Genomic DNA, 20,981 nt, shown 5'->3' on the forward strand with positions numbered 1-20,981 from the left:
GCAGGGTTTCTTCATATAGCAACCTATAGCAATCCGAAATGATTTGTGAAAATTAGCGATCGGCGGTCAGCGGTCAGCGCAAGCGGTCAGCGCAGAAATTTTACACCTCAGGTAGGAGTGCTATACGCAATTGTAAGATTTCCTTGCAAAAGCTAGCTGCTGCTAGCTAGATAGCATAAATAAATTGCGATTGCAGATAGATTGGTCTTGTTAATTTTGCCACTTGGGGAGTAGGGATGTTAAGCAATAGCCATAGCAAGCTTACCGATAGTCTAGCGACTAACATTTGCGAAAGAGAGACATTTGCCAAGGCCTTTTGGTTTTCGTCCGCGATCGTTGCTATTAGTACGCTACCGGACGGAGAGTTAGTTGAAGTTAATGATAGCTTTTGTCGGGATTTGGGCTATACCAGGGAAGAAATACTCAGGCAAAATAGTCTAGCTCTAAGGCTCTGGGTGGATCCAGACGAACACGACTACATTTTTAGTATGGTTTGTGCTGAGGGGGGGATATTTAACCATCAAGTAAAGTTTTATACGAGATCGGGTTTAATTAGAAACGTAGAACTATCGGCGGAATTAATCACCTGTAGCGGCCAACCCCACATTTTATTTGTCGGTAGTGATATTACCGAGCGCAAACAGGCAGAGATACGGAACAGTTACGCCCATACCCCTCAAGGCAGTCCCCAAATTAGCGAACAATTAATCTTAGAAAACCGTTTATATTACGCCCTAGAGCAAAAAGAGCTAACCGTCTACTATCAACCCAAAGTCAACATTAATACTGGTGAAGTTATTGGCACTGAGGCTTTATTGCGCTGGGCATCTCCAGAATTGGGGTGGATTGTCCCAAATAGATTTATTCCGATCGCCGAGCAAACCGGACTGATTATTCCCATTGGTGAGTGGGTGCTGCGTACGGCCTGCCTGCAAAATAGAGCGTGGATAGAGGCGGGATTGTCGAAATTTCGCGTAGCGGTCAATCTGTCATTGCGCCAGGTGCAGCAACCAGATTTTATTTCAAGCGTGGAAAAAGTATTAAAGGAAACCCGCTTATCTCCTCGTTTTCTGGAGTTGGAAATTACCGAGACTGCCATGATGCAGGATATCGACCATACTCGCTGGGTTTTAGGGCAACTTAGAGAGATGGGTATAACAATTACCATCGATGATTTTGGTATGGGCTACACTTCGCTCAGCTATCTCAAAGAGCTACCATGCCAATCGCTCAAAGTCGATCGCTATTTTGTCAAGGATCTAGCCGTTAACCCCTATGACAGAGCGATCGCCACAGCTTTGCTATCACTAGGCAGGAGCCTGAATCTATCAGTAGTAGCTGAGGGCATTGAAACCTTAGAACAAATGCAATGCCTGCAATCTTTGGGATGTATAGAAGGGCAAGGATTTTTCTTCAGCACTCCCCGATCGGCCAGCGAAGTGACCGAGTTACTCAAAAAAGCCCAAGCCCAACCACCTGCTCGCGAGACAACTTAGCAGAGACGATTTCACTTTAGCCTGGTTCTAACTAGCGGCTAAAGGGTGACAAAATATATAGTGCAGTTACTATAGCTGTAGCCACTAGGCTTATGACCGGGTGCAGGGGTAGAACACGGCAGTGGCTCTAGGGGGAAACCCCCAAGACCGCCCTGCCTCCCCTGCGTGGGGGCGCAGCCCCCACACCCCCTGTCCTAACAGATCTATCTACGGCTATATTACGAATGCGTAGGTTTTTATTTGGAGAAGTTCGCTAGTGTCTGAACAGTTTGATTACGATTTGGCGATCGTGGGCGCAGGTGTAGGCGGTCACGGTGCAGCCATACATGCCGTTGCCTGCGGTCTCAAAACAGCGATCGTCGAAGCCGCAGATATGGGTGGTACTTGCGTCAATCGCGGTTGTATCCCCTCAAAAGCACTCCTGGCCGCTTCGGGGCGCGTGCGCGAACTGCGTGCCAAGGAACATCTCAGGGTTTTAGGTATTGATGTTGGGGAGGTAAGCTTTGATCGCACCGCGATCGCGGGTCATGCCAGCAAAACTGTGGACAAACTCAGGGGCGACCTCACCAATAGCCTCAAAAGACTTGGTGTCGATACTATTCATGGCAGAGCAAAGGTCGCAGGCCAACAGAAACTTCAGGTAGGCGATCGCATCATTACCGCTAAAGACATTATTCTGGCTACGGGTTCGGTGCCGTTTGTCCCGCCCGGTATTGAATTAGACGGCAAGACCGTATTCACCAGCGACGAAGCGATTCGACTAGATTGGGTGCCAGATTGGGTGGCAATTATTGGTAGCGGCTATATTGGACTGGAGTTTTCCGATGTCTACACGGCACTCGGCGCGGAAGTGACTATGATCGAGGCTTTAGACACGCTGATGCCCGGATTCGATCCTGACATTGCCAAACTCGCAGAAAGGGTTTTGATTACCCCCCGCGATATCGAAACTAAAGTAGGTATCCTGGCAAAGAAGGTAACCCCCGGTTCGCCAGTCATCATCGAACTCTCCAACGGTGAAGTGCTGGAGGTAGATGCGTGCTTGGTTGCCACCGGACGCATTCCACTCACTAAAGACATTGGGTTGGAAACAGTGGGGCTGTCTCCAGATCGGCGCGGCTTCATTGAAGTTGACGACACCATGGCAACGGGCGTGCCCCACCTCTGGGCGATCGGCGATGCCACGGGCAAAATGATGTTAGCCCATACCGCCTCTGCCCAAGGGGTTGTTGCCGTCGAAAATATCTGCGGTCGTCATGCCACAGTTGACTACCTCAGCATTCCCGCTGCTGCCTTTACGCATCCTGAAATTAGTTTTGTGGGCTTGACCGAACCACAAGCTAAAGCCAAAGGTGACGAAGAAGGATTTCAAATTGCCACGGTACGTTCTTACTACAAGGGCAATTCCAAAGCGATCGCCGAAGTAGAAACCGATGGTCTTGCCAAAATTATCTACCGTCAGGATAACGGCGAGCTTTTAGGCGTACATATTATGGGCATTCACGCCTCGGATCTAATTCACGAAGCTTCCGCCGCGATCGCCCAGCGTGCCAGCGTCTACAAACTAGCCCGTAACGTTCACGCCCACCCCACGCTCAGCGAAGTTCTGGATGAAGCCTACAAACGCGCAGCCCACGTTTAGGCAATCTCCACCTCAAAAAACAAAATTGTAGGGGCAGTGCCTTCTGCCCCAGACCCAGTGCCTGCCCTAAACCTCGGGACAAACCAGAAAGGTTGCCCCTAAGACTGGGCTTGGGAAATTAATTCCTGCGTTTTTTGGTAGTTTGCCACCTTGCCCTGTTTTTTATATATGCTGGCGGCTTTTTGAAAATCTTCGATCGCACCAGGGCGATCGCCAAACTCAAATCGCGCTAGACCGCGATTAACGTAGATCTGGGCATCCTGCGGTTTTAGCTTCAATGCCTGACTGTAATCCTCAATCGCTCCCTGCTTATCGCCTGTCATGGCTCGCGCTACTCCTCGATTGCCGTAGGCTTCGGCGAATTTAGGGTTAATTTTGACTGCTCGATCGTAGTCGGCGATCGCTTCTTGGTAATTACCCAGTCTAAATCGAGTAATGCCGCGACTATAGTAAATTTTGGCATCCTTGGGGCTGAGCTTGATGGCGCGATCGAAATCTTGCATTGCTCCCAGCCTATTACCTAATTCTGCCCTGGCAATTCCCCTATTCATATAGGCGCTGACAATTTTGGGGTTGAGCCGCAATGCCTGAGTAAAATACCCGATCGCTCCCTTTTTATCGCCGCGTTTGTACCTGGTTACGCCACGCCTCACTAGATCCTCAGCCCTAACTCGTGCGACTAAGACTGACGAAGCAGCATAACTATCAGATGGCAAAGCTAGCGTGCCACTAATAGCAAATATGCCCAAAACAATAATGTTGGTATAAAAAGGAGACATGGCTCTCGCCAATCTAACTGGCTAGCTTAAATGTCAAAAATCAAAATCAAAATCAAACATTGGTTCGGCACGTAAAGTACCTAAGCCTAGCTCTTTTGCCGGAATCAACTTTACTTCATAGTAACCCAGAATATGATGCAGGTCGGGGTTGCCTCGCGATAGTCCAGTAGCGCCCATAGCAATAATCACGGCACAGTTGCCCTTAGCTGTCTTGCAGCGCTGCTTCCATTTTTTACGCACCAGCTCTGAGTCTGCCTCATCGTCATGAAACTCACCGAACAGGTGCAGATCGCCATTACCCATCACGACTAAGCCTAGCTCGCAGGTTTCACCCAAAAACGACTCGGCTGGATTAAAGCAAATCCCCTTAATTCCGCCCAGCTTTTCGATCTCGCGGATCAGATCTAATGCTTTAGGCCGAGATGTCTGGATTAATAAACCCGAAAGAGCATCTCCTTTCTCCGGGAAAGCTAGATCGGCATTGTAATGGTGAGGGGCAGACGAGCGTAAAGTCTTAATGCTGCTCCACGGCATAGCTAACAGTTGAAATAATGACTTATCCGGCCATAGATCTTCATGAATGAGAGGAGCTTTATCTTCATATGCTTCCACCAAGCCATGAATTTCTTCAGATAGCTCTGGCATAGTCTTTACAGTTACGCTCAGGTTAGTAGTTTCTCGATCGCCAGTAGTAACCTGAATCGGATATTGGCCTTGTAAAGCTGGCAGGTCGCCAGATTTGAGTTTATTGCCGTGCTGTGCTAAAAACTGGTTGAAACTGTCAATAGCAACAGTAAGAGCGATCGCCTCCTCGTCGTACAAGAATGGCCTACCACCCTCTAGTGGATGCAGCATCCCAAAAATTGGGTAGACGCTATCCTGCGTTATCGGCCAACCGTAGGAGCGCAGTGAAGTTAACTCCGGCTCAGTCAGCGACTCGGTCGATTCAAATAGCACGAACAGACAGTCCTGGTGCAGGAAAGTTTCCTCTAGATCGTCTTCGGACTCATTTTCTGCTATGCGCTGGCGAAACTGCATCAGCGACTCTTTGGAACGATAAAAGATCGCACCCTGCTCTAAGCCCAACCGCCCCATTACTACAGCATAAAGCGTACCCAAGTCCCAACCATTAACTTCTACCGCAATTACCTCATGATCCCAGAGATATTCCCAAGGCGCTTGGCAGCACAGTAGATCGGCTTGATGATACAGAGCCGGAGCTTGTTCTACAGGTACGGTAGGAGGAGAAGCACTGGTGTGTTGGATAATGTTTGCAAAAATTTCATCAATTAAAGGTAACTGCTCGACATACTCAACCGTAATATTTAAATCCTGCAACACGCCGCGTAAATAGAATTGCATCGAGCGATCGCGCACCAGAATCTTTTGTGGCATCCCCATTTGAGCAGGGCTTTGAGGACGCTCCATTGCTTGTAGCAAAGCACGGACGAAGGCTTCCTGCCCGACCTCTGGTTCCACGATGTCCATAGAGCGTACCATGCCCATGCTGCCGTCCACCCAAATAATGCATTGAGGACGATCTTCTTCGATCGCATTTTGGTGAATATGGATCAAATTAGTCCCCTCATGTTGACCGCGCGATCGCGGCAATGGACGGCAATCACCCTCCCATACAGTCGGGGCTTGCTTTAGTTTTTTTAAGCGGCGCAGAGTGGAACTATTGAGCGTGGTCATTCAAACCTCCATACGTACCTCTAGCTTCAACACTAGAGAAATTGAAACAGCTTGCGCCCGGTGTCTGGGGGGCAAGCTTTTCCTCAGATTTATCAAAAAATGGGTTTAAACCCCGTCTTTCTAGGACAGCTTTTTCAAGCATAAAGTATAATTTGAACAGCAGAAAAGGAATCAACCACTTTCAAAGCCTAATGCTAACCTAATCGTTATTGACAGTAATGGACGAACTAAAACCCATATTACAAGAATTATTCGTACAGCCAGTGGCTTTTATGGGCGGGCTAGTCTCAGGATTCCTGCGCCTAGATCTTAAAGAAGACCCCTTAAAAACATGGCTAGAAAAGCAGGGTGCATCTCCTGCTAGCAATGCTACCAATAGCAACGGTCAGAACAAAAATAGCGGGCCTCAAACTATCTCAATTGATTGAGCTATAAGCTATAATAGTTGTGTATGGGACCGCAACGGTTTCGACGTTTTAGTGGAAACTATCCTATGATGCAGGTCGAGATTGAGTCATCTCTCGCTAATCAAGGCTCAAAACAAGTACATGCGAACAACATCGTACCTTTTGCTCGTAAATCAGCTCTCGTAGCTGCCTAAGAACCCCTATTTCGGTTTCGAGCTCTAATGTGTCACTCCGTTAAGCATATTAGATAACCCCAACGGATGCAGCTAGCAGTTTTCTCTGGTAATCTGTTAGCCCAAGCAAGTTACTAGAGCATCCCGCTACCTGGGACAATAGGTAGTTCCCTCCACAAGGATAAGCGTGGATAAACCTGTGAATGAGTGGGGCGTTATGAGCTATTACGGACGGCAGTTCGACTCTGCCCGGTTCCATTAAAAATCCCGCAGCTTTTGCTGCGGGATTTTTAGCTTAGCGATCTAGTAGTAAACCTTTAGGTTTAATGAAATGATACCGATATTATTTAGCAGCGTCAGGGGGCAAGATTACCTTGTCAATAACGTGGATGATGCCATTGCTGGCTCTAACGTCTGCTTTAAGTACCTTGGCATCATTAATCATCACTTCTTTCCCAGATACTTTAACATCAATAGCACTTCCTTCCACAGAAGTTACTTTCCCCGGTTTGAGGCTAGAAGTAGTAGCCTCACTAGGCACTACATGATACGTCAAAACCTTAACTAGCTTATCTTTGTTTTCAGGTTTCATTAAGGCTTCTACCGTACCTTTGGGAAGAGCAGCAAAAGCTCCATCTGTAGGGGCAAATAGAGTGTATGGCCCTTTACCAGCTAGGGTGCTATCGAGATCGGCGGCTTTAATGGCAGCAGCCAAAGTTTTGAAAGAGTTACTAGAGCTTACCATACCAACCACGGTAGTAGCAGAATCTGCGGTGGTGGGCTTCTCTGTTGGTTTCTCGGTTGACTCAGAAGGTTGTGCAGGTGCCGCTGGACTTTCTGTAGTAGCAGGAGAAGCAGGTTTTTCAGTGCTGGTTGGCTTTTCAGAAGGAGTGGTTTCTGCGGTCGCAGGCTTTTCAGTCGTAGGCTTAGCAGGTGCTCCAGTTTCTGAGACAGCAGGTTTTACCTTGTTAGTGATGCTTGCAGGCACGGTCTCCGTAACCGCAGGCTGTACCTTTGTGGGAATTGCTGGAGCAGTTTCCGAAACAGTGGGTTTCTTTACAGCAGGCGTAGCAACAGGCTTTGTTTCAGCACCAACTTTCTTAGAAGTTTCTGCAACAGCAGGAAGGCTAGCAACAGCAATGATGCCTACCAGGCTAGTCAAACTAACAACTTTTGACAAGTAGCTTTGCACTTTCATAATCTCCATTTTCGCTATGTGTGCGGAAACTTAAGTAATTATTAAGTTACGGGTCATTGTTGCGAAGTAGTTGAGGTCTTTCATCTCTCTTAAGGCGTAGATAGCGACTATCAAAAATTGCTTCTCTTGCGGATTCTAAAACAGTTCTATCATGCACTAGAGAAGGACATACAAGGAACTCATCGAACACTTTTCTTTACAAATCGTTACAACGCGGGATCTTTTTCAAGAGAGATACGTCACTAAAGGGTTGTGTTAACCTCAAAATATTGCTTTGACGGGCTTAGATGCAGTTTTAGTCGAAGTTATTTTATGTCCAAGTAAATTCTTTATTAGCACATAAATAAGCTCTCTTGGAATCATAAAAAGAATGAATCATAGTTTGGGAACTTAGATGCACTAAACTCCGTCTTTTAAGGGTTCGCGTTGTTGTTTTTAGATCGAAACTGAATATCTATTTAAACCAATCTCTCTCCAATCTAAATGCTTGGAGTTGGAGCGATCGCCCGATCGAATGAGATATATCTTTGCCGTGCGTCATAGTCTATAGCCGATCGCATAGCTTATAGTGAAGCTGCGAAATTTTACATAGGAGCGCCAGTACATGCCGAAACGAAAAGACGAACAGCAATTCCTATTTTCAGATGCAGAAGTTAATTATCAAGTCAAGCCTTCACCGAGCGCACAACCCATTTGGGAGATGGACAGATCGAGACTGGAAAAATGGAAAGTAAGTATTGCTGAATATCAGCATGGCGTTCGTCAGGGACAATGCACCAAGCAAGGGGAATTATTTGACCTGGTTGCTCCAACCTACCTGTCCTCCATGCCATCGCCGGAAATCGATCCGTTCTGTTTGAGGCTACATAACTTCTTTTTCTTCGATCGCCCTTCTGACATTGGTAGCGACTCGTGTCTGTATTTTGCGATCGATACATTAGCGCAAATAATCCTCTATATTGGGCAAACCTGCAAAGTGGATCGTCGTTGGTCAAATCAGCACGATTGCAAACGGTATGTGGATAACTACAAACAGTTGCACTTTACGCATGGTATGCCTGAGGCGATCGCGATCGCATTCTATTGGGAAGTGCCCCAGGACGATCGCTTAAGGCGACAGTTAGAGTTGAACGAGATTTTGAAGTGGCGATCGCCATTTAACAAAGAAAACTGGGCACTCTGGAGCGCCCCTTTCGCGCAATGAATTTTAGGGAATTGGTTCGCAGTTTACCTGCAACCAATCGGTCAGTTTTTTCGTGCTTTCTGCCTGTGTTTCCGAACTTGCAGCTAAATCCAGGAAAAAACTGGCGGCATCGACTTCAGAAGCTATAAGTTCAATGCCATTAATTGCTAAAAATGTATAAACAACAATAAGCGCCACTCTTTTATTGCCGTCGATAAAGCCGTGATTTTTAGCAAATCCATAACCATAAGCAGCCGCCAGTTCGTATAGGGTGGCATTGCCTTCACTGTAGTAATATAGATTTCTAGGTTTGTTTAGGGTTGATTCGATTGCCCCCTCATGCAAGACTCCAGTGGCACCACCCGATTCTGCTAGAATTTCTCCATGTATGGCGTAAACATCATGTAAATCGAGCCAGTAGGGTTCGCTCACTTAGCTAACTCAATTAATGCGTTTCTGTACTTTCTAATACCACGCCTGGCAACTTCGATTTTCTTGGCAAATTCAGGATCGTAGGCAGAAATCTCGTACCCAAAAGGGGTTTTAGTCGCGAAGAGATGATTGCCATCTTCAACATTCATACTGGATGCCATTTCTTTTGGAATAATTACGCTCAATGAGTTACCTCTTTTCTTGACATTGAGAAGCATCACAACCTCCTTGAGATCCTCAGTTAATCCGCATACGTATAGTGCTTTTCAATCAAGAAAAGTCTTATTTTGGGGGCGAATAGGGTTCTACCCCTGCTTAGAGGTGCGTACGGAACGCAGCCGATAGCCCCTTTCCATACCGATTGGAAACTCGCTATATAGCCATAGACAGATCTGTTAGGACATTGAGGTGTGGGGGTTGCGCCCCCACGCAGGGGAGGCAGGGCGGTCTTGGGGGTTCCCCGCTAGAGCCACTGCCGTGTGGAACCCCTGCACCCCTTCCTAAGCCTGTTGGCTATAGCTATATAATAATGTTACAACAAATGTTGTAACATTGATTGCTCGTAGCCATCTAATCGATCGCTTGTTCTTGGTTTGCATGAGGTGAAATATGCAGATTCGCACGCCTGAATGGGTTAAACACGCGGTTTTCTACCAGATCTTCCCCGATCGCTTTGCCAAAGGAAAAGTACCGTCAGGAACAGTTACATCGAGATCTCTGGAATCGTGGGAGGCGATGCCCACCCTACAGGGATATAAGGGTGGCAACCTGTGGGGCGTAATCGAAAAACTCGATTATTTGCAGAACCTGGGCATTAACGCCATTTACTTTACGCCCATCTTTCAGTCCGCTTGCAACCATCGCTACCATACCCACGATTATTATCAAATTGACCCATTATTGGGTGGAAATGCGGCATTCGAGCAACTATTAACCGCAGCGCATCAACGTCAGATTAAAATCGTACTCGATGGCGTGTTCAACCATGCCAGTCGTGGCTTCTTCTTCTTTAATGACATTCTTGAAAATGGCCCGCATTCCCCTTGGGTGGATTGGTTTAAGATCGAAGACTGGCCGCTATGTCCCTATGATGGCGATCGCCCTGCCAACTACGTCAGTTGGGCGGGGAATCGCGCTCTGCCAGAGTTTAACCACGACAACCCGGACGTGCGGGAATACATCATGCGCGTTGGCGAGTATTGGATCGCACAAGGCATTGATGGGTGGCGGCTAGATGTACCGAATTGCGTTAAAACGCCGGGCTTTTGGCAAGAATTTCGAGATCGCGTCAAAGCGATTAATCCCGAAGCTTACATCGTGGGAGAGATTTGGGATGATGCCAGTGAATGGCTGGATGGCACTCAGTTTGATGGCGTGATGAACTATCGATTTACCGAAGCGAATGTGGCATTTACGGCGGGCGATCGCGTACAGATCGAATACGTGCGCCATCACAGCAGCTTCCAACCCTATCCCGCCCTTGACGCGGCTGGCTATGCCGCTAAAATCGAACATCTTTTAGCACTATACCCTTGGGAAATTCAACTTACACAACTGAACCTGTTGGATAGTCACGATACCGCGAGATTATTGGCGATCGCAGGTGGTGAGAAGGAAGATTCTCTAGAAGAAGCGCGATCTAGTGTGAAATTGGCGACGCTGTTGTTATTCACCTTCCCTGGTGCTCCCAGCGTTTACTATGGCGACGAAGTGGGTTTAGCAGGTGGCATCGACCCAGACTGCCGCCGTGCTTTTCCCCCCGAGGCGGAATGGCACGGAGTCACGCTGGACTATCATTATCAATTAATTAAATTGCGCCATACATACCCTGCTCTCAGGATTGGCAAGTATCGTACTCTGTTTGCCGAAGGGGGAGTCTATGCGTTTGCCCGTCAGTTAGGGAATGAAGTGGCGATCGTCGCAGTTAATGTCAGCACTGAACCGAAGCAAATTAGCTGTGAGGTTAAGTTAGAAGGCAACCCTCAGCTACCGGAGCGAATAGTATATGGGGTTGGTATAACCTTTTCATGGCAGAATAGGGATGGTAGTGAGGAATTTACTGCGATCGCGCCGATACTTAGCTTGTTAGTTCCAGCCCGCTCTGGCTTAGTCCTGGCTTAGTTATTTTGGCGATCGAGTATACTTTCTCAGTGCACTTGGGTAACTTCTTTATATCAGCTAAATCGTACGCAGGCAAAGACAGAAGTTGGACTCATCACCCCTGGAGTAGTTCCACTACGTCTTGGCATGTAAGTTTTAGCTCAGACAATACCTAGTGCAACCAAGCTAATGGCAACGATCTCAATGCTTAAACCCAACAAAATGGATGACCTAGAGGAGTCTAGAAAGATAAGTTTACAGTGTCTTGACTGTGGGTATACCCAAACGGTGGGCGAGAGAATTCAATCTATTTGTCCTAAGTGTGGTAGCAACCTGATTGCTAACTTCTTTAGATCGCGGCGCGATCTCAACAGGCAAATGCGCCTCAAGTGGCAAGACCATTTGCGCAGTCGCGAAAATAGCATATGGCGCTATCGAGAACTGCTACCTGTTGCCAATCCTGAAAATATTGTCAGTATGGGCGAGGGTGTAACGCCGCTCTTACATGCGAAGAAACTTGGGGCAATGCTGGGTTTAGAGCGCCTCTACATTAAAGATGAGCGTCAGGGGCCAACCGGGTCGTTCAAAGATAGACAGGCATCAGTGGCGATCTCAGTGATGAAAGAAAGAGGCATCACAGAATTTGCGCTTGCCTCCACTGGAAATGTGGCGCTTGCCTATGCCGCCTATGCCGCGAGAGCTGGAATTAAAATGTGGGCGTTCGTAGTCGAAAATATACCCGATCCCAAGCTGCGCGAGATCTGTCTCTTTGGCACAGAAGTAATCAAAGTTAGAGGTACTTACGACCAGGTTAAGGTTATCGCAGCCAATTTCGCGGAAGAAAAAGGTATCTTTCTGGATAGGGGGATCAAGAATATGGCCGGTGTCGCCGGTATGAAAACCTTAGCGTTTGAACTCGCCGAACAGTTGCACTGGCGTTCTCCTGATTGGTACATTCAAGGAGTCAGTGGCGGCATGGGGCCAGCCGGAGTGGCAAAGGGTTTTGAAGAGTTAAAAGAACTGGGCTTTGTCGATAAAGTACCCGCCCTGGGCATAATTCAGCCCTCTGGTTGCGCGCCAATGGTAAAAGCATTCAAAGCAGGTGAAGCGACTGCTACCCCAGTACTAAACCCACAAACAAATATTATGCCCTTGGCAACTGGCACACCCGGCCAAGCATACGAATTGCTGAAAGGACTGGTCGATCGCTATGGTGGCACGATGGAAGATGCAAGCGATGAGGATGCCTATGCGACGACACGGGTAGTAGCGACAACGGAGGGCATATCGGTAGAACCTGCGGCGGCTCTAGCCTTTGCTGGAACCATTAAGTTAGCAAAGCAAGGTGCGATTAAACCAAATGACGTAGTGGTAGTAAACTGCTGCGGTCATACCTATCCGGTAGAAGAGCATATTACTGAGGGAAGTGTCGTACGCACAATAATTGTTGATGAATCGTAGTTGTTGTTGTTGATTCGTCCGATTTAGATGTCCAGAACTCGATCGAGATGATTGCCTATCAGTAGATAGTTGCTTAAACTAATTTACTAGGCACTAGCAACACCCCATACAAAATCCTGGGGATAAGCCTCAACACCATGATCTTTGTAACTGTTGGCACCGAGCAATATCAATTTAATGCTCTCCTCGACTGGATTGGTGTACTCCTGGACTATGGCTATATAGACGAAGAGGTCGTTGTCCAGTATGGCTCCTCCACTAGCTTGCCCCAAGGGGTGAGGGGATTTCCATCTTTGCCAGAGCGAGACTTTCGCGCTTTAATCGAGCGATCGCGCCTGGTTATTGCCCACTGCGGTGAAGGGACGGCATTGCTTTTAGAGGATCTGGCTAAGCCGTACATACTGGTACCGCGCATGCGTAAGTATGGCGAGCATGTCGACGATCACCAGGTCGAAATGGCCGATGCTTTGGAAAAACAGGGGGTGACGATCGCGCGATCGCCAGCCGATCTAGTTAAGTTTTTAACAGCCATAAATTTAATCGATTTCCTAACCAAGCATGGGTTAGAAACCTCTATTAAAAACCTGGCCGGGGTACTCTTTACCCCCAACGATTTGAAGAATTACAACCGCAAGGCTGAAGTTCTTAAATTTTTGCAGACAACGGATCTGAGCAAATTTACTTCTCCAAACCTGTTCCTGAACGATGTACCTGGAATTTCCGACCTAATTGCTAAGGAACTAACAGAACCCGACTTTATTGCTGAGTATTTACGCGATCGATATAGTACGGAAGGCAAGCTAATGTTGATTTGCTCTTCGGGTGGACACTACAAGTTCATGCAGGAATTGAAAGCTTTCTGGTCGAGCCACCCGCATACCACTTGGGTAACCTTCCGCACGCCAACTACAATGGCAGATTTGCAAGGTTGCAAGGTCTATTGGGCATATAGTCCTACCAACCGTAACTTGCCCAATCTAATTCGGAATTTCTGGCTGGCATTTCAAGTATTGCGCAAGGAAAAACCAGAAGTTGCGATCTCAACTGGAGCAGGTGTAGCAGTTCCTTTTCTGATTGTCGCTAAGTATCTATGTCATAGTCGCACGGTTTTTATCGAAGCAAAAACCCGAGTTAAGGATTTAAGTCTCTCAGCCAGGTTGCTCAACTTTTTTAAGGCAGTCGATTGCTTAATAGTGCAATCAGAGCAACTGGCTCTGCAAACCCCCCAATTAAAATCCAAAATAAAATATGTCAGCTCCCCTGAGGCCGAAACAACAGAGGAAGAAGAAGAGCCTTCATCGGCTACCACAATCCTGAGCTTCAAAGATACTATACTTGTTAGCACTCCAGAACGCCTGACTGTTATGGAAGCAGCAAAATTTAGTCAAAGTTTGGAGGAAATTTGCCACATCCAGTATCGCAAGATTGTCATAGATATGAGCGCGACGCAGTTTGTTGACAGCTCTGGTGTGGGCGCTCTGGTGAGCGCGTTGAGATTTGCTCAAAACTCCGGCAATGAACTAGTGCTATGGAGCCTGCAACCACAGGTTACGGTCGTACTGGAAATGACCAAGCTACAGCAAGTATTTAAGATTGAGAATCTTACTTTCTCTACACGTACTATCGATGACGCAGATACAGCGGGTGCTATGTCTTTCCACCCTTCCGTACAGAGTCGATTAAAACGCGCGATTGATATTGTGGGCGCGCTGGTGGGATTGGCATTTACAGCGATTTTGTTTGTTCCGATCGCGATCGCCATCAAACTCAACAGCCCAGGTCCAGTTTTATTCAGCCAGATCCGTTGCGGGTTGTTTGGGAAGCGCTTTCGGATTTGGAAGTTTCGCTCCATGGTATCCGATGCCGAAGCGCTGAAAAATACGGTTGCAAATCAAGCAGATGGCAACTTCTTTAAGAACGAAACCGATCCCAGGATTACGAGTGTGGGTAGATTCCTGCGCAAGACCAGTTTGGATGAGTTTCCACAATTTTGGAATGTCTTGCTCGGCGATATGAGTCTGGTGGGCACGCGACCGCCCTTAACCAGTGAGGTAGATAACTACAGATTCGATCTATACCAGCTCGACCAGAATACTTTAATCAATGAGTGGAGTCGTCTTGATGTCAAACCTGGAATTACGGGTGAGTGGCAGGTAAGCGGACGTTCCAGCGTTCGCAAGTTTGAAGACGTGGTGAAGTTAGATTTGCAATATCAAAAAAATTGGAGCATCAAATACGACCTGTGGCTAATTCTCAGAACCATTCTCGTGTTATTCGATAAAAAGAATCAGGCTGTTTAAGCCCTTTGCCGACGCTTCCATGCCGAAGTTGACTCTAACCCGCTCAGGTTTTGTTCTAACTGCCGCCGCTGAATAATTGCAGCCGCAGGATCGCTCAGGTGCGGATCTCGGTATGGTATTGCCGCACGTGTCTGTAAAATTTCTTTTTCTGCTTCTGTTAAGGGTGGTAGGTCATTGTTGGAGAAGGCGGCGACTGTTCCCGGCGCTTTTCTGCCCACTGGAGATGAAGAGCTAATCTCCAGGCCTGCTGCTAACATCGCCGATCGCACTGCTGCCGCGCAGGAATAGGTGACGAGATAACCATCGGGTTTGAGGCAACTCGCCAACAGAGAGATAAACTCCATCGTCCATAGTTGCGGGCAACGGGGTGGGGAAAAAGGATCGAGGAAGATCGCGTCTGCCCAGGTCTTGGGTAGGTCTTGCATCGTTTGACGGGCATCGCCAATTAACAAACTTAGATTGAGGTTGGCTGTTTTCACGCCTTTGGTTTCGGCCAGGACTTTCAGGTGCTGGACTAATGTCTGCGGCCAAATATCCAGTAAACCGCTGGCGATCGCTGCTTTTGGTACTTGCCAATTATTTTCCAGGGCAACGATCTGTAGTTGTGGTTTGCCAGATCCCAGCTCGTCGATACAGGCGATCGCGGCGGCGGAGTTATATCCCAAGCCATAACAAACATCGATAATATTGACGCAACCTTTTCGTTCGGCTTTGGCACGGATACGGGCGGGCAGAACAAACTTAGCTTCGGCTTCTTGCTTGGCACCGTGAATGCTGTGAAAAGCCTCCCCAAAAACATCACTAAAAAAAGTGGTCGAACCATCAGCGGTTGCGAGCAAAGTTAGCCGATCTTGTAAATCTGAATCCATAATCACAGCTAAAACTGATAACTACACTCATATCTCCCCTTCCAGTTCTCTGGTAGACTGCGCCAACAGATACTTTACCTCAGCATCGGTTGTTTGCGAAAAATCATCGTACCAGTTGCTAATCGAATAAAGCGGCTCGGGCTGCATCAGGCATACTACGCGATCGCATACCTCATTCAACTCCTTGCAGGTGGAGGCAGGTGCAACGGGAGTGGCGACGACAATCTGGTGGGGATGACTGGCCTGGATCGCCTGGATCGCTGCCCTTATAGTTGCACCAGTGGCAATGCCGTCATCTATCAGGATTACTGTCTGCCCGTGTAAATCGGGGAAGGGGCGATCGCCCCGATACAGGCGATCGCGCCTTGCTAGTTCCTGCTTTTCCGAGGCCGTTACCCGCTCAATTGTGGCGCGATCGACACCTAGTTTCTTGATGATGCTGTGATTCAATACCTGAATGCCGTGCATGGCGATCGCTCCCATAGCTAACTCTTGATGACCAGGGATGCCCAACTTCCTTACCAGACAAATATCTAATGGTACGTGCAGTGCTTTAGCGACTTCAAAAGCAACGGGAACACCACCACGCGGTAGTGCTAAGACGATCGCATCAGGGCGGTTAGCATACATTGCCAGATGTGGGGCTAAGAGTCGTCCTGCCTCTGTGCGATCGCGAAACCTTGTCGTCATGATGTTTGCCTCCTTGCTGGCAAAACACAGCGATCCCCTAATCTAGAATTATAGCTATAGCAAAAAGGATTAGGACAGGGTGCAGGAGCTAAGAAAGTTATAATTGAGGGGCTGTGCCCTGGAAATTTATGACTGTACAGCTGAATTATGGGAACGCTACACACAAAGCCGTTAGAAGAGATGCTCCATGATGACTTGACCAATCCTGAATTTGTTGCTGGATACTTGCAAACTGCTCTGGAAGAAAACGGGATGGAGGGATTTTTGGTGGCGTTACGGCAGGTCGTGAAGGTGAATAAAGGCGTGCGCGAAGTTGCCCAAGAACTTTCGGTCGGGCGCGAAAGCCTCTACAAGAGTCTGTCTGAAAACGGCAATCCGGGTTTATCAACCATCAATAATGTTCTCAATTCTGTGGGGATTGGAATCGTGTTTACGCCTCTGCCTATGTCGTCTTCAGAGGATGTTTCCGAAACATAGATTCTTACACCTGCGCCATTAATGCGTTGAGTAGTTCTGTGCGTTTGCTAGTGGCAGCATCGATTTGTTGTTCTAGGCGATCGCATTACGGGTGCAGGTTCCTGGATGTCGCTACATCGAATTTTACGTCTCTCACTCCAAAATAATTTTTGATTCTCGTATCTGAATCGTTGCGCCACAGTGTTTCAGAAAATCCATTCCCAAAAGACCATTGACCAACGGATTAAACGGGAGATTGAGAGCAAGCACAGAAAAGTTTTCCACTTGTTGTCCCAAACAGTTAAAAAAAGGTACATTCACCACAGGAGGCTGCATCATTCCGCCTGCTGCCATAATCGCAACCCGACGATTGGGGGCAGACACATCACAACCAATTTCCATCAACACCTTGGGTGGCATTACCGTATAACTTGAGCCTGTGTCAACCAGCAGCCGGACTACTCTTGGATCTCTAGATTCGCCCATCACGACTGCTTTTAGCCAAAAAAGATTACCGTAACGCTGGAGAGCGTAAAAGCGCCTTGTCATACCATGAAAGCCAAGTCGTCTGGGACTCTCCCAACATATTCAAACGCCACCGCTTTCCCTTTTGCTAGGGGTAAAGCCTGATAAATTTCTTCTTGGCTAGAGGAGTGTGCCAATACCTCTCCCCTCACCACATTTAAATCCTCATCCAGTTCTGTGTAGGCAATCAAAAGCCACTCACCGTCGTAGTGCTTTGCCATTTCTTCTAGGGTTAGAATCTCAGCCACTGGGTCACCTTTTACTATCCTAGCCTTGGCTTCAGTTTATCAGATTATACTGGAGCACGACCTGGATCGTAGAGGCATCTCCTTTATACCTGCGCCATTAGTGCGTTGAGTAGCTCGGTGCGTTTGTCTGTGGCGGCATCGATTGCTGAGGGGAAACCTCGCTATAAATGTCGTAATCCAGAGTGCGATCGTTGCACCTCGATCCTGAACTACACCTACTGAGGTCATTTAGCTGAGGTCAAACAACAGATTAGTGACATGGTGTGCTGTTCTAGGTGTGCTGTTCTTGTCATTCTCCAATTTTATCTTCTTAAGGGGAGTAATTAATGCGGATTTGATATTAATTGAAATGCTGGAAGCATCACCGAGATAATGCGATCGCTGCCTCTAAATTCTTTCGCCTCATAGCTAAATAAAGTAGGATTGCTATACATGTCTTTGTATTTTGCTACTAACTCATCCTAAGTTGCGGTTTTCCGTACATTTTTTTTACCATCACGCCAGGAATTTTCGGATAATAATTGTATAGCAACTAAAAATTGGGTATAACGTAGCACTAGGGGCTAACTCCTGCATGGAGGAAAGCCCAGATCGGCTCGAACCAGCTTGGTTGCTGCTATCGATAACAACTAAGGTAAAACTAGAGGCTATGAAAGACCCTAACAAAGCTAATCCTCTCAAGAAAACATTGTTGTATGTGGTGCTAGTATGCCTGGGGGCTGGCATTGGCGCATGGGCGGTAATTGCTAGGATTGTTCCCCCCAATGCTCCGGCTCCCAGTCTTTCTCAAGTAACCTCGGTCACGCCGGTGATAGCGCAGGATAATACGAAAGATAAAGTAACGACAAAAGCCCCCATTACCGATGGCAACTACAACTTTATTGCCGAAGCTGTCAACCGCACCGGCCCTGCTGTAGTTAGGATTAACGCCTCCCGCACGGTAGCAAACGAGCCGTTGCCCGACGTGTTTAACGATCCATTTTTCCGACAATTCTTTGGCGATGAATTTACACAAAGGCGCTTGCCACGAGAAAGAGTAGAACGAGGCACTGGTTCTGGTTTCATTATTAATAAAGAAGGTGACATTATCACCAACGCCCATGTGGTTGACGGTGCCGATCGCGTTACGGTTATCCTCAAAGATGGTAGAAAGCTCGAAGGTAAAGTTTTAGGCCGAGATACGCTTACCGATATTGCCGTGGTGAAGGTAAACGAAACCAACTTACCGGTGGTGAGTCTGGGTAGCTCTCAAAATCTGCAACCCGGTGAATGGGCGATCGCGATCGGCAATCCTCTGGGGCTAGATAGCACCGTCACCGCTGGTATCATTAGCGCCCTTGGTCGCAGCAGCGGTCAAATTGGGGTAGATAAGCGAGTTAACTTCATTCAAACTGATGCCGCGATTAACCCTGGTAATTCGGGAGGCCCGTTGCTCAACCAGAAAGGGGAAGTAATTGGGGTTAATACAGCGATCATTCAAGGTGCCCAGGGTCTGGGATTTGCCATTCCGATCGAAACAGCTCAGCGGATTGCCAAGCAGTTGATCGAGAAAGGCAGCGTCACTAGAGCTTATCTAGGTATTCAAATGCTCACGCTCGATCCCAATGTCAAGAAAGAGATCAACGACGACCAAAATTCTGATATCAAAGTTACGGAGGAAAGCGGCGTTTTAGTAACGCGGGTCGTACCAAATTCGCCTGCTGCCTCAGCCGGTATTCGTCCTGGAGACGTAATTGTCAAAATCGATGGTGAAAATACCACATCAGCCGATAAAATTCAGCAGTTTGTAGAAGGCAAATCTGTGGGCGATCGCCTGCGAGTCGAGCTAAAGCGAAACGGACAGGTCGTGAATGTCAGCCTGGAAGCAGGTAAATTCCCGCAACAAAATGCTGGTTGATCGATGTTTGCAATGCACGCACCATCATAATTAAATTAAGAGTCGCAGGGGCGCAGCCCCCGCTTTGGTTTTGTTTCCCCTCTCCCTCGGGTGAGGGGTGAGGGGTGAGGGTTTATGCGATTGCTTTTAGTTGACGATGAAGTAGAGCTAACACAGCCTTTACAAAGACTGCTAACCAATCAGGGCTATACCGTAGATGTTGCCGATCGCGGAGATATCGGACTGGATCTAGCCCTAGCGGGAAGATACGATTTGCTCATTTTAGACTGGGTAATGCCGGGTTGCTCGGGCGTAGAAATATGTCGGCAACTTCGGCAAAAATCAGATAGCACGCCAGTACTGTTACTAACGGCTAGAGATACCCTCGACGATCGCGTGGTCGGACTCGACAGCGGTGCAGATGATTACCTGATCAAACCATTCGAGTTGCGCGAGCTGTTGGCACGGGTGCGGGCCCTACTGCGGCGATCGCCCTCAATGGGCGCTCGTGTCGTAGCAGAAGCGGAACCGAGACGCTTGCGATGCGCCGATCTCGAACTCGACCTGGATAATCAAATTGCCTTGAGAGATGGACGCACTATCCCTCTTTCGGACAAGGAGTGCCAACTGCTGGCTTATTTTATGCAGCATCCTAACCAATTGCTGACCCACGAACAAATTAACCAGCACCTCTGGACAACAGAAGACATTCCAGCTAGCAATGCTTTAGTAGCGCAGATCAAACTACTACGGCGCAAGATCGATCTAGATCCCAGCGATCGCAAGTCACTGATTAACTCTGTTTATGGCAAGGGCTATCGCTTTGGCTAGCCAATCGAGATACTACGGACAGCCCAAGGATTCCTTAGTTTTGTGTTTAGTGAAAGGATGAGATCCAGAAGCGATCGAGCATAGGTAAGCCTTCACGGCATCACTCATATTTTTAGCGCCTGTGAATTCAGCATCGACAATAGTTTGAACGTTGAGCAGTTTGGCTCCCCTCAGGTTAGTTCCCCGTAAATTAGCCCCTTTGAGGTTGGCTAAACTAAAATCCGCCTCAATTAGATTAGCGCCGCTAAAATTAGTTACGTTCAAATTACAGTAGCTAAAGTTTACATTAGTCAGGTTGGCCCAGGTCAGGTTACCCCAACTAACGTTGGCTCGCACAAAACTAGCGCCTTTTACCATTGCCCCTCTTAAATTAACTTCATAGAGGTTAGCACCGTCAAAAACGGCTTCACTTAGGTAACTACCACTGAAATCGGTTTTAGATAGATTTGCCCCCTGGAATTTGATTCCATTTAGCTTGGCACCCTTAAGGCTCACACCACTTAAATCCTCTCCAGCGAAGTCCCTTACTCCACGGCTATAACTTGCAAGAAGATCCTCAACTCTCAATGACTTTATTCCTTGAACTGACATTAGTTAACTACTAAGGGAAGCACAACATA

General features: G+C 47.7%; 20 protein-coding genes, 1 other RNA gene and 1 pseudogene. 12 read left to right on the forward strand and 10 right to left on the reverse strand.

The features are described from left to right. Positions 1–236: 236 nt before the first annotated feature. Together PSE6802_RS28105 and lpdA are read left to right on the forward strand one after the other, a co-directional pair. A complete protein-coding gene (locus PSE6802_RS28105; RefSeq protein WP_019499361.1) occupies positions 237–1,496 on the forward strand; it encodes a sensor domain-containing protein in 1,260 nt (419 codons plus the stop codon). A gap of 256 nt (positions 1,497–1,752) precedes the next feature. Continuing rightward, positions 1,753–3,138 (forward strand): dihydrolipoyl dehydrogenase, encoded by a 1,386-nt coding sequence (gene lpdA, locus PSE6802_RS0107110; protein WP_019499362.1) that lies wholly within the window; start codon positions 1,753–1,755, stop codon positions 3,136–3,138. A gap of 98 nt (positions 3,139–3,236) precedes the next feature. Here the strand turns inward: lpdA and PSE6802_RS28110 are convergent, their stop codons facing one another. Then, on the reverse strand, positions 3,237–3,917 hold the full coding sequence (locus tag PSE6802_RS28110) for a tetratricopeptide repeat protein (protein WP_019499363.1): 681 nt from the start codon (positions 3,915–3,917) through the stop codon (positions 3,237–3,239). Positions 3,918–3,950: 33 nt separating this feature from the next. Then, positions 3,951–5,612, reverse strand: a complete 1,662-nt coding sequence (locus tag PSE6802_RS0107120) for a DUF6930 domain-containing protein (RefSeq protein ID WP_019499364.1) — start codon at positions 5,610–5,612, stop codon at positions 3,951–3,953. A 218-nt stretch (positions 5,613–5,830) separates the two neighbouring features. Between PSE6802_RS0107120 and PSE6802_RS0107125 the strand changes: the two genes are divergently transcribed. After that, positions 5,831–6,040, forward strand: coding sequence for a hypothetical protein (locus PSE6802_RS0107125; RefSeq protein WP_019499365.1), 210 nt, complete (start codon positions 5,831–5,833; stop codon positions 6,038–6,040). 25 nt (positions 6,041–6,065) lie between these two features. Beyond that, positions 6,066–6,453: a transfer-messenger RNA gene (gene ssrA / locus PSE6802_RS31750) on the forward strand. 82 nt (positions 6,454–6,535) lie between these two features. Here ssrA and PSE6802_RS34685 read toward each other — a convergent pair. Next, on the reverse strand, positions 6,536–7,390 hold the full coding sequence (locus tag PSE6802_RS34685; RefSeq protein ID WP_026103126.1) for a fasciclin domain-containing protein: 855 nt from the start codon (positions 7,388–7,390) through the stop codon (positions 6,536–6,538). Between the two features lie 604 nt (positions 7,391–7,994). On the opposite strand from PSE6802_RS34685, the gene PSE6802_RS0107140 reads away from it, so the two are divergent. Further along, the gene (locus PSE6802_RS0107140) at positions 7,995–8,594 is read left to right on the forward strand and encodes a GIY-YIG nuclease family protein (RefSeq protein ID WP_019499368.1); all 600 of its coding nucleotides are present in this window, start codon (positions 7,995–7,997) and stop codon (positions 8,592–8,594) included. A gap of 3 nt (positions 8,595–8,597) precedes the next feature. Here the strand turns inward: PSE6802_RS0107140 and PSE6802_RS0107145 are convergent, their stop codons facing one another. Together PSE6802_RS0107145 and PSE6802_RS0107150 are read right to left on the reverse strand one after the other, a co-directional pair. After that, positions 8,598–9,005 carry a type II toxin-antitoxin system death-on-curing family toxin gene (locus PSE6802_RS0107145; RefSeq protein ID WP_019499369.1) on the reverse strand — a complete coding sequence of 136 codons (408 nt, stop codon included), beginning with the start codon at positions 9,003–9,005 and terminating at the stop codon, positions 8,598–8,600. Next, positions 9,002–9,223 (reverse strand): AbrB/MazE/SpoVT family DNA-binding domain-containing protein, encoded by a 222-nt coding sequence (locus PSE6802_RS0107150; protein ID WP_019499370.1) that lies wholly within the window; start codon positions 9,221–9,223, stop codon positions 9,002–9,004. Before PSE6802_RS0107150 ends, PSE6802_RS0107145 begins: the two co-directional genes overlap by 4 nt. A 391-nt stretch (positions 9,224–9,614) precedes the next feature. On the opposite strand from PSE6802_RS0107150, the gene PSE6802_RS0107155 reads away from it, so the two are divergent. The 4 genes and pseudogenes from PSE6802_RS0107155 to PSE6802_RS35770 all read left to right on the forward strand — a co-directional run bounded on the left by PSE6802_RS0107155 (position 9,615) and on the right by PSE6802_RS35770 (position 14,866). Further along, complete coding sequence (locus tag PSE6802_RS0107155; protein WP_019499371.1) at positions 9,615–11,126, forward strand: glycoside hydrolase family 13 protein; 1,512 nt, start codon at positions 9,615–9,617, stop codon at positions 11,124–11,126. Between the two features lie 168 nt (positions 11,127–11,294). Next, on the forward strand, positions 11,295–12,566 hold the full coding sequence (gene thrC / locus PSE6802_RS28115; protein WP_225902657.1) for a threonine synthase: 1,272 nt from the start codon (positions 11,295–11,297) through the stop codon (positions 12,564–12,566). 137 nt (positions 12,567–12,703) lie between these two features. Beyond that, positions 12,704–13,783, forward strand: a pseudogene (locus tag PSE6802_RS35765) (glycosyltransferase); the annotation flags it as partial. Between the two features lie 93 nt (positions 13,784–13,876). After that, a complete protein-coding gene (locus tag PSE6802_RS35770) occupies positions 13,877–14,866 on the forward strand; it encodes a sugar transferase (RefSeq protein ID WP_026103127.1) in 990 nt (329 codons plus the stop codon). Here PSE6802_RS35770 and PSE6802_RS0107170 read toward each other — a convergent pair. Continuing rightward, complete coding sequence (locus tag PSE6802_RS0107170) at positions 14,863–15,735, reverse strand: tRNA (5-methylaminomethyl-2-thiouridine)(34)-methyltransferase MnmD (protein ID WP_019499374.1); 873 nt, start codon at positions 15,733–15,735, stop codon at positions 14,863–14,865. The genes PSE6802_RS35770 and PSE6802_RS0107170 overlap by 4 nt on opposite strands. 27 nt (positions 15,736–15,762) lie before the next feature. Further along, positions 15,763–16,425 (reverse strand): phosphoribosyltransferase, encoded by a 663-nt coding sequence (locus PSE6802_RS0107175; protein WP_019499375.1) that lies wholly within the window; start codon positions 16,423–16,425, stop codon positions 15,763–15,765. Between the two features lie 147 nt (positions 16,426–16,572). Here PSE6802_RS0107175 and PSE6802_RS28120 point away from each other — a divergent pair, with 147 nt between their 5' ends. Continuing rightward, the gene (locus PSE6802_RS28120) at positions 16,573–16,902 is read left to right on the forward strand and encodes an addiction module antidote protein (RefSeq protein ID WP_019499376.1); all 330 of its coding nucleotides are present in this window, start codon (positions 16,573–16,575) and stop codon (positions 16,900–16,902) included. A gap of 132 nt (positions 16,903–17,034) precedes the next feature. Here the strand turns inward: PSE6802_RS28120 and PSE6802_RS0107185 are convergent, their stop codons facing one another. Next, entirely contained in the window at positions 17,035–17,430 is a 396-nt protein-coding gene (locus tag PSE6802_RS0107185; RefSeq protein ID WP_019499377.1) for a retropepsin-like aspartic protease family protein, read from the reverse strand. Continuing rightward, complete coding sequence (locus PSE6802_RS0107190; protein ID WP_019499378.1) at positions 17,427–17,654, reverse strand: hypothetical protein; 228 nt, start codon at positions 17,652–17,654, stop codon at positions 17,427–17,429. Before PSE6802_RS0107190 ends, PSE6802_RS0107185 begins: the two co-directional genes overlap by 4 nt. A gap of 649 nt (positions 17,655–18,303) precedes the next feature. Here PSE6802_RS0107190 and PSE6802_RS0107200 point away from each other — a divergent pair. Both PSE6802_RS0107200 and PSE6802_RS0107205 read left to right on the forward strand, forming a co-directional pair. Beyond that, positions 18,304–19,551 (forward strand): HhoA/HhoB/HtrA family serine endopeptidase, encoded by a 1,248-nt coding sequence (locus tag PSE6802_RS0107200; protein WP_036945862.1) that lies wholly within the window; start codon positions 18,304–18,306, stop codon positions 19,549–19,551. A gap of 114 nt (positions 19,552–19,665) precedes the next feature. Further along, positions 19,666–20,361, forward strand: a complete 696-nt coding sequence (locus PSE6802_RS0107205; protein ID WP_019499381.1) for a response regulator transcription factor — start codon at positions 19,666–19,668, stop codon at positions 20,359–20,361. Positions 20,362–20,373: 12 nt separating this feature from the next. On the opposite strand, the gene PSE6802_RS0107210 is transcribed toward PSE6802_RS0107205, so the two are convergent. Further along, the gene (locus PSE6802_RS0107210) at positions 20,374–20,928 is read right to left on the reverse strand and encodes a pentapeptide repeat-containing protein (RefSeq protein WP_225902658.1); all 555 of its coding nucleotides are present in this window, start codon (positions 20,926–20,928) and stop codon (positions 20,374–20,376) included. Positions 20,929–20,981: the final 53 nt, after the last annotated feature.

The organism is Pseudanabaena sp. PCC 6802, from assembly GCF_000332175.1.
Lineage (GTDB): Bacteria > Cyanobacteriota > Cyanobacteriia > Pseudanabaenales > Pseudanabaenaceae > PCC-6802.

Coding starts and splice junctions, on each gene's coding strand:
- PSE6802_RS28105 (WP_019499361.1), top strand. CDS start 237: ATGTTAAGCAATAGCCATAGCAAGCTTACCGATAGTCTAGCGACTAAC.
- PSE6802_RS28110 (WP_019499363.1), bottom strand. CDS start 3,917: ATGTCTCCTTTTTATACCAACATTATTGTTTTGGGCATATTTGCTATT.
- PSE6802_RS0107120 (WP_019499364.1), bottom strand. CDS start 5,612: ATGACCACGCTCAATAGTTCCACTCTGCGCCGCTTAAAAAAACTAAAG.
- PSE6802_RS0107125 (WP_019499365.1), top strand. CDS start 5,831: ATGGACGAACTAAAACCCATATTACAAGAATTATTCGTACAGCCAGTG.
- PSE6802_RS34685 (WP_026103126.1), bottom strand. CDS start 7,390: ATGAAAGTGCAAAGCTACTTGTCAAAAGTTGTTAGTTTGACTAGCCTG.
- PSE6802_RS0107140 (WP_019499368.1), top strand. CDS start 7,995: ATGCCGAAACGAAAAGACGAACAGCAATTCCTATTTTCAGATGCAGAA.
- PSE6802_RS0107150 (WP_019499370.1), bottom strand. CDS start 9,223: ATGCTTCTCAATGTCAAGAAAAGAGGTAACTCATTGAGCGTAATTATT.
- PSE6802_RS0107155 (WP_019499371.1), top strand. CDS start 9,615: ATGCAGATTCGCACGCCTGAATGGGTTAAACACGCGGTTTTCTACCAG.
- thrC (WP_225902657.1), top strand. CDS start 11,295: ATGGCAACGATCTCAATGCTTAAACCCAACAAAATGGATGACCTAGAG.
- PSE6802_RS0107170 (WP_019499374.1), bottom strand. CDS start 15,735: ATGGATTCAGATTTACAAGATCGGCTAACTTTGCTCGCAACCGCTGAT.
- PSE6802_RS0107175 (WP_019499375.1), bottom strand. CDS start 16,425: ATGACGACAAGGTTTCGCGATCGCACAGAGGCAGGACGACTCTTAGCC.
- PSE6802_RS28120 (WP_019499376.1), top strand. CDS start 16,573: ATGGGAACGCTACACACAAAGCCGTTAGAAGAGATGCTCCATGATGAC.
- PSE6802_RS0107185 (WP_019499377.1), bottom strand. CDS start 17,430: ATGACAAGGCGCTTTTACGCTCTCCAGCGTTACGGTAATCTTTTTTGG.
- PSE6802_RS0107200 (WP_036945862.1), top strand. CDS start 18,304: ATGAAAGACCCTAACAAAGCTAATCCTCTCAAGAAAACATTGTTGTAT.
- PSE6802_RS0107205 (WP_019499381.1), top strand. CDS start 19,666: ATGCGATTGCTTTTAGTTGACGATGAAGTAGAGCTAACACAGCCTTTA.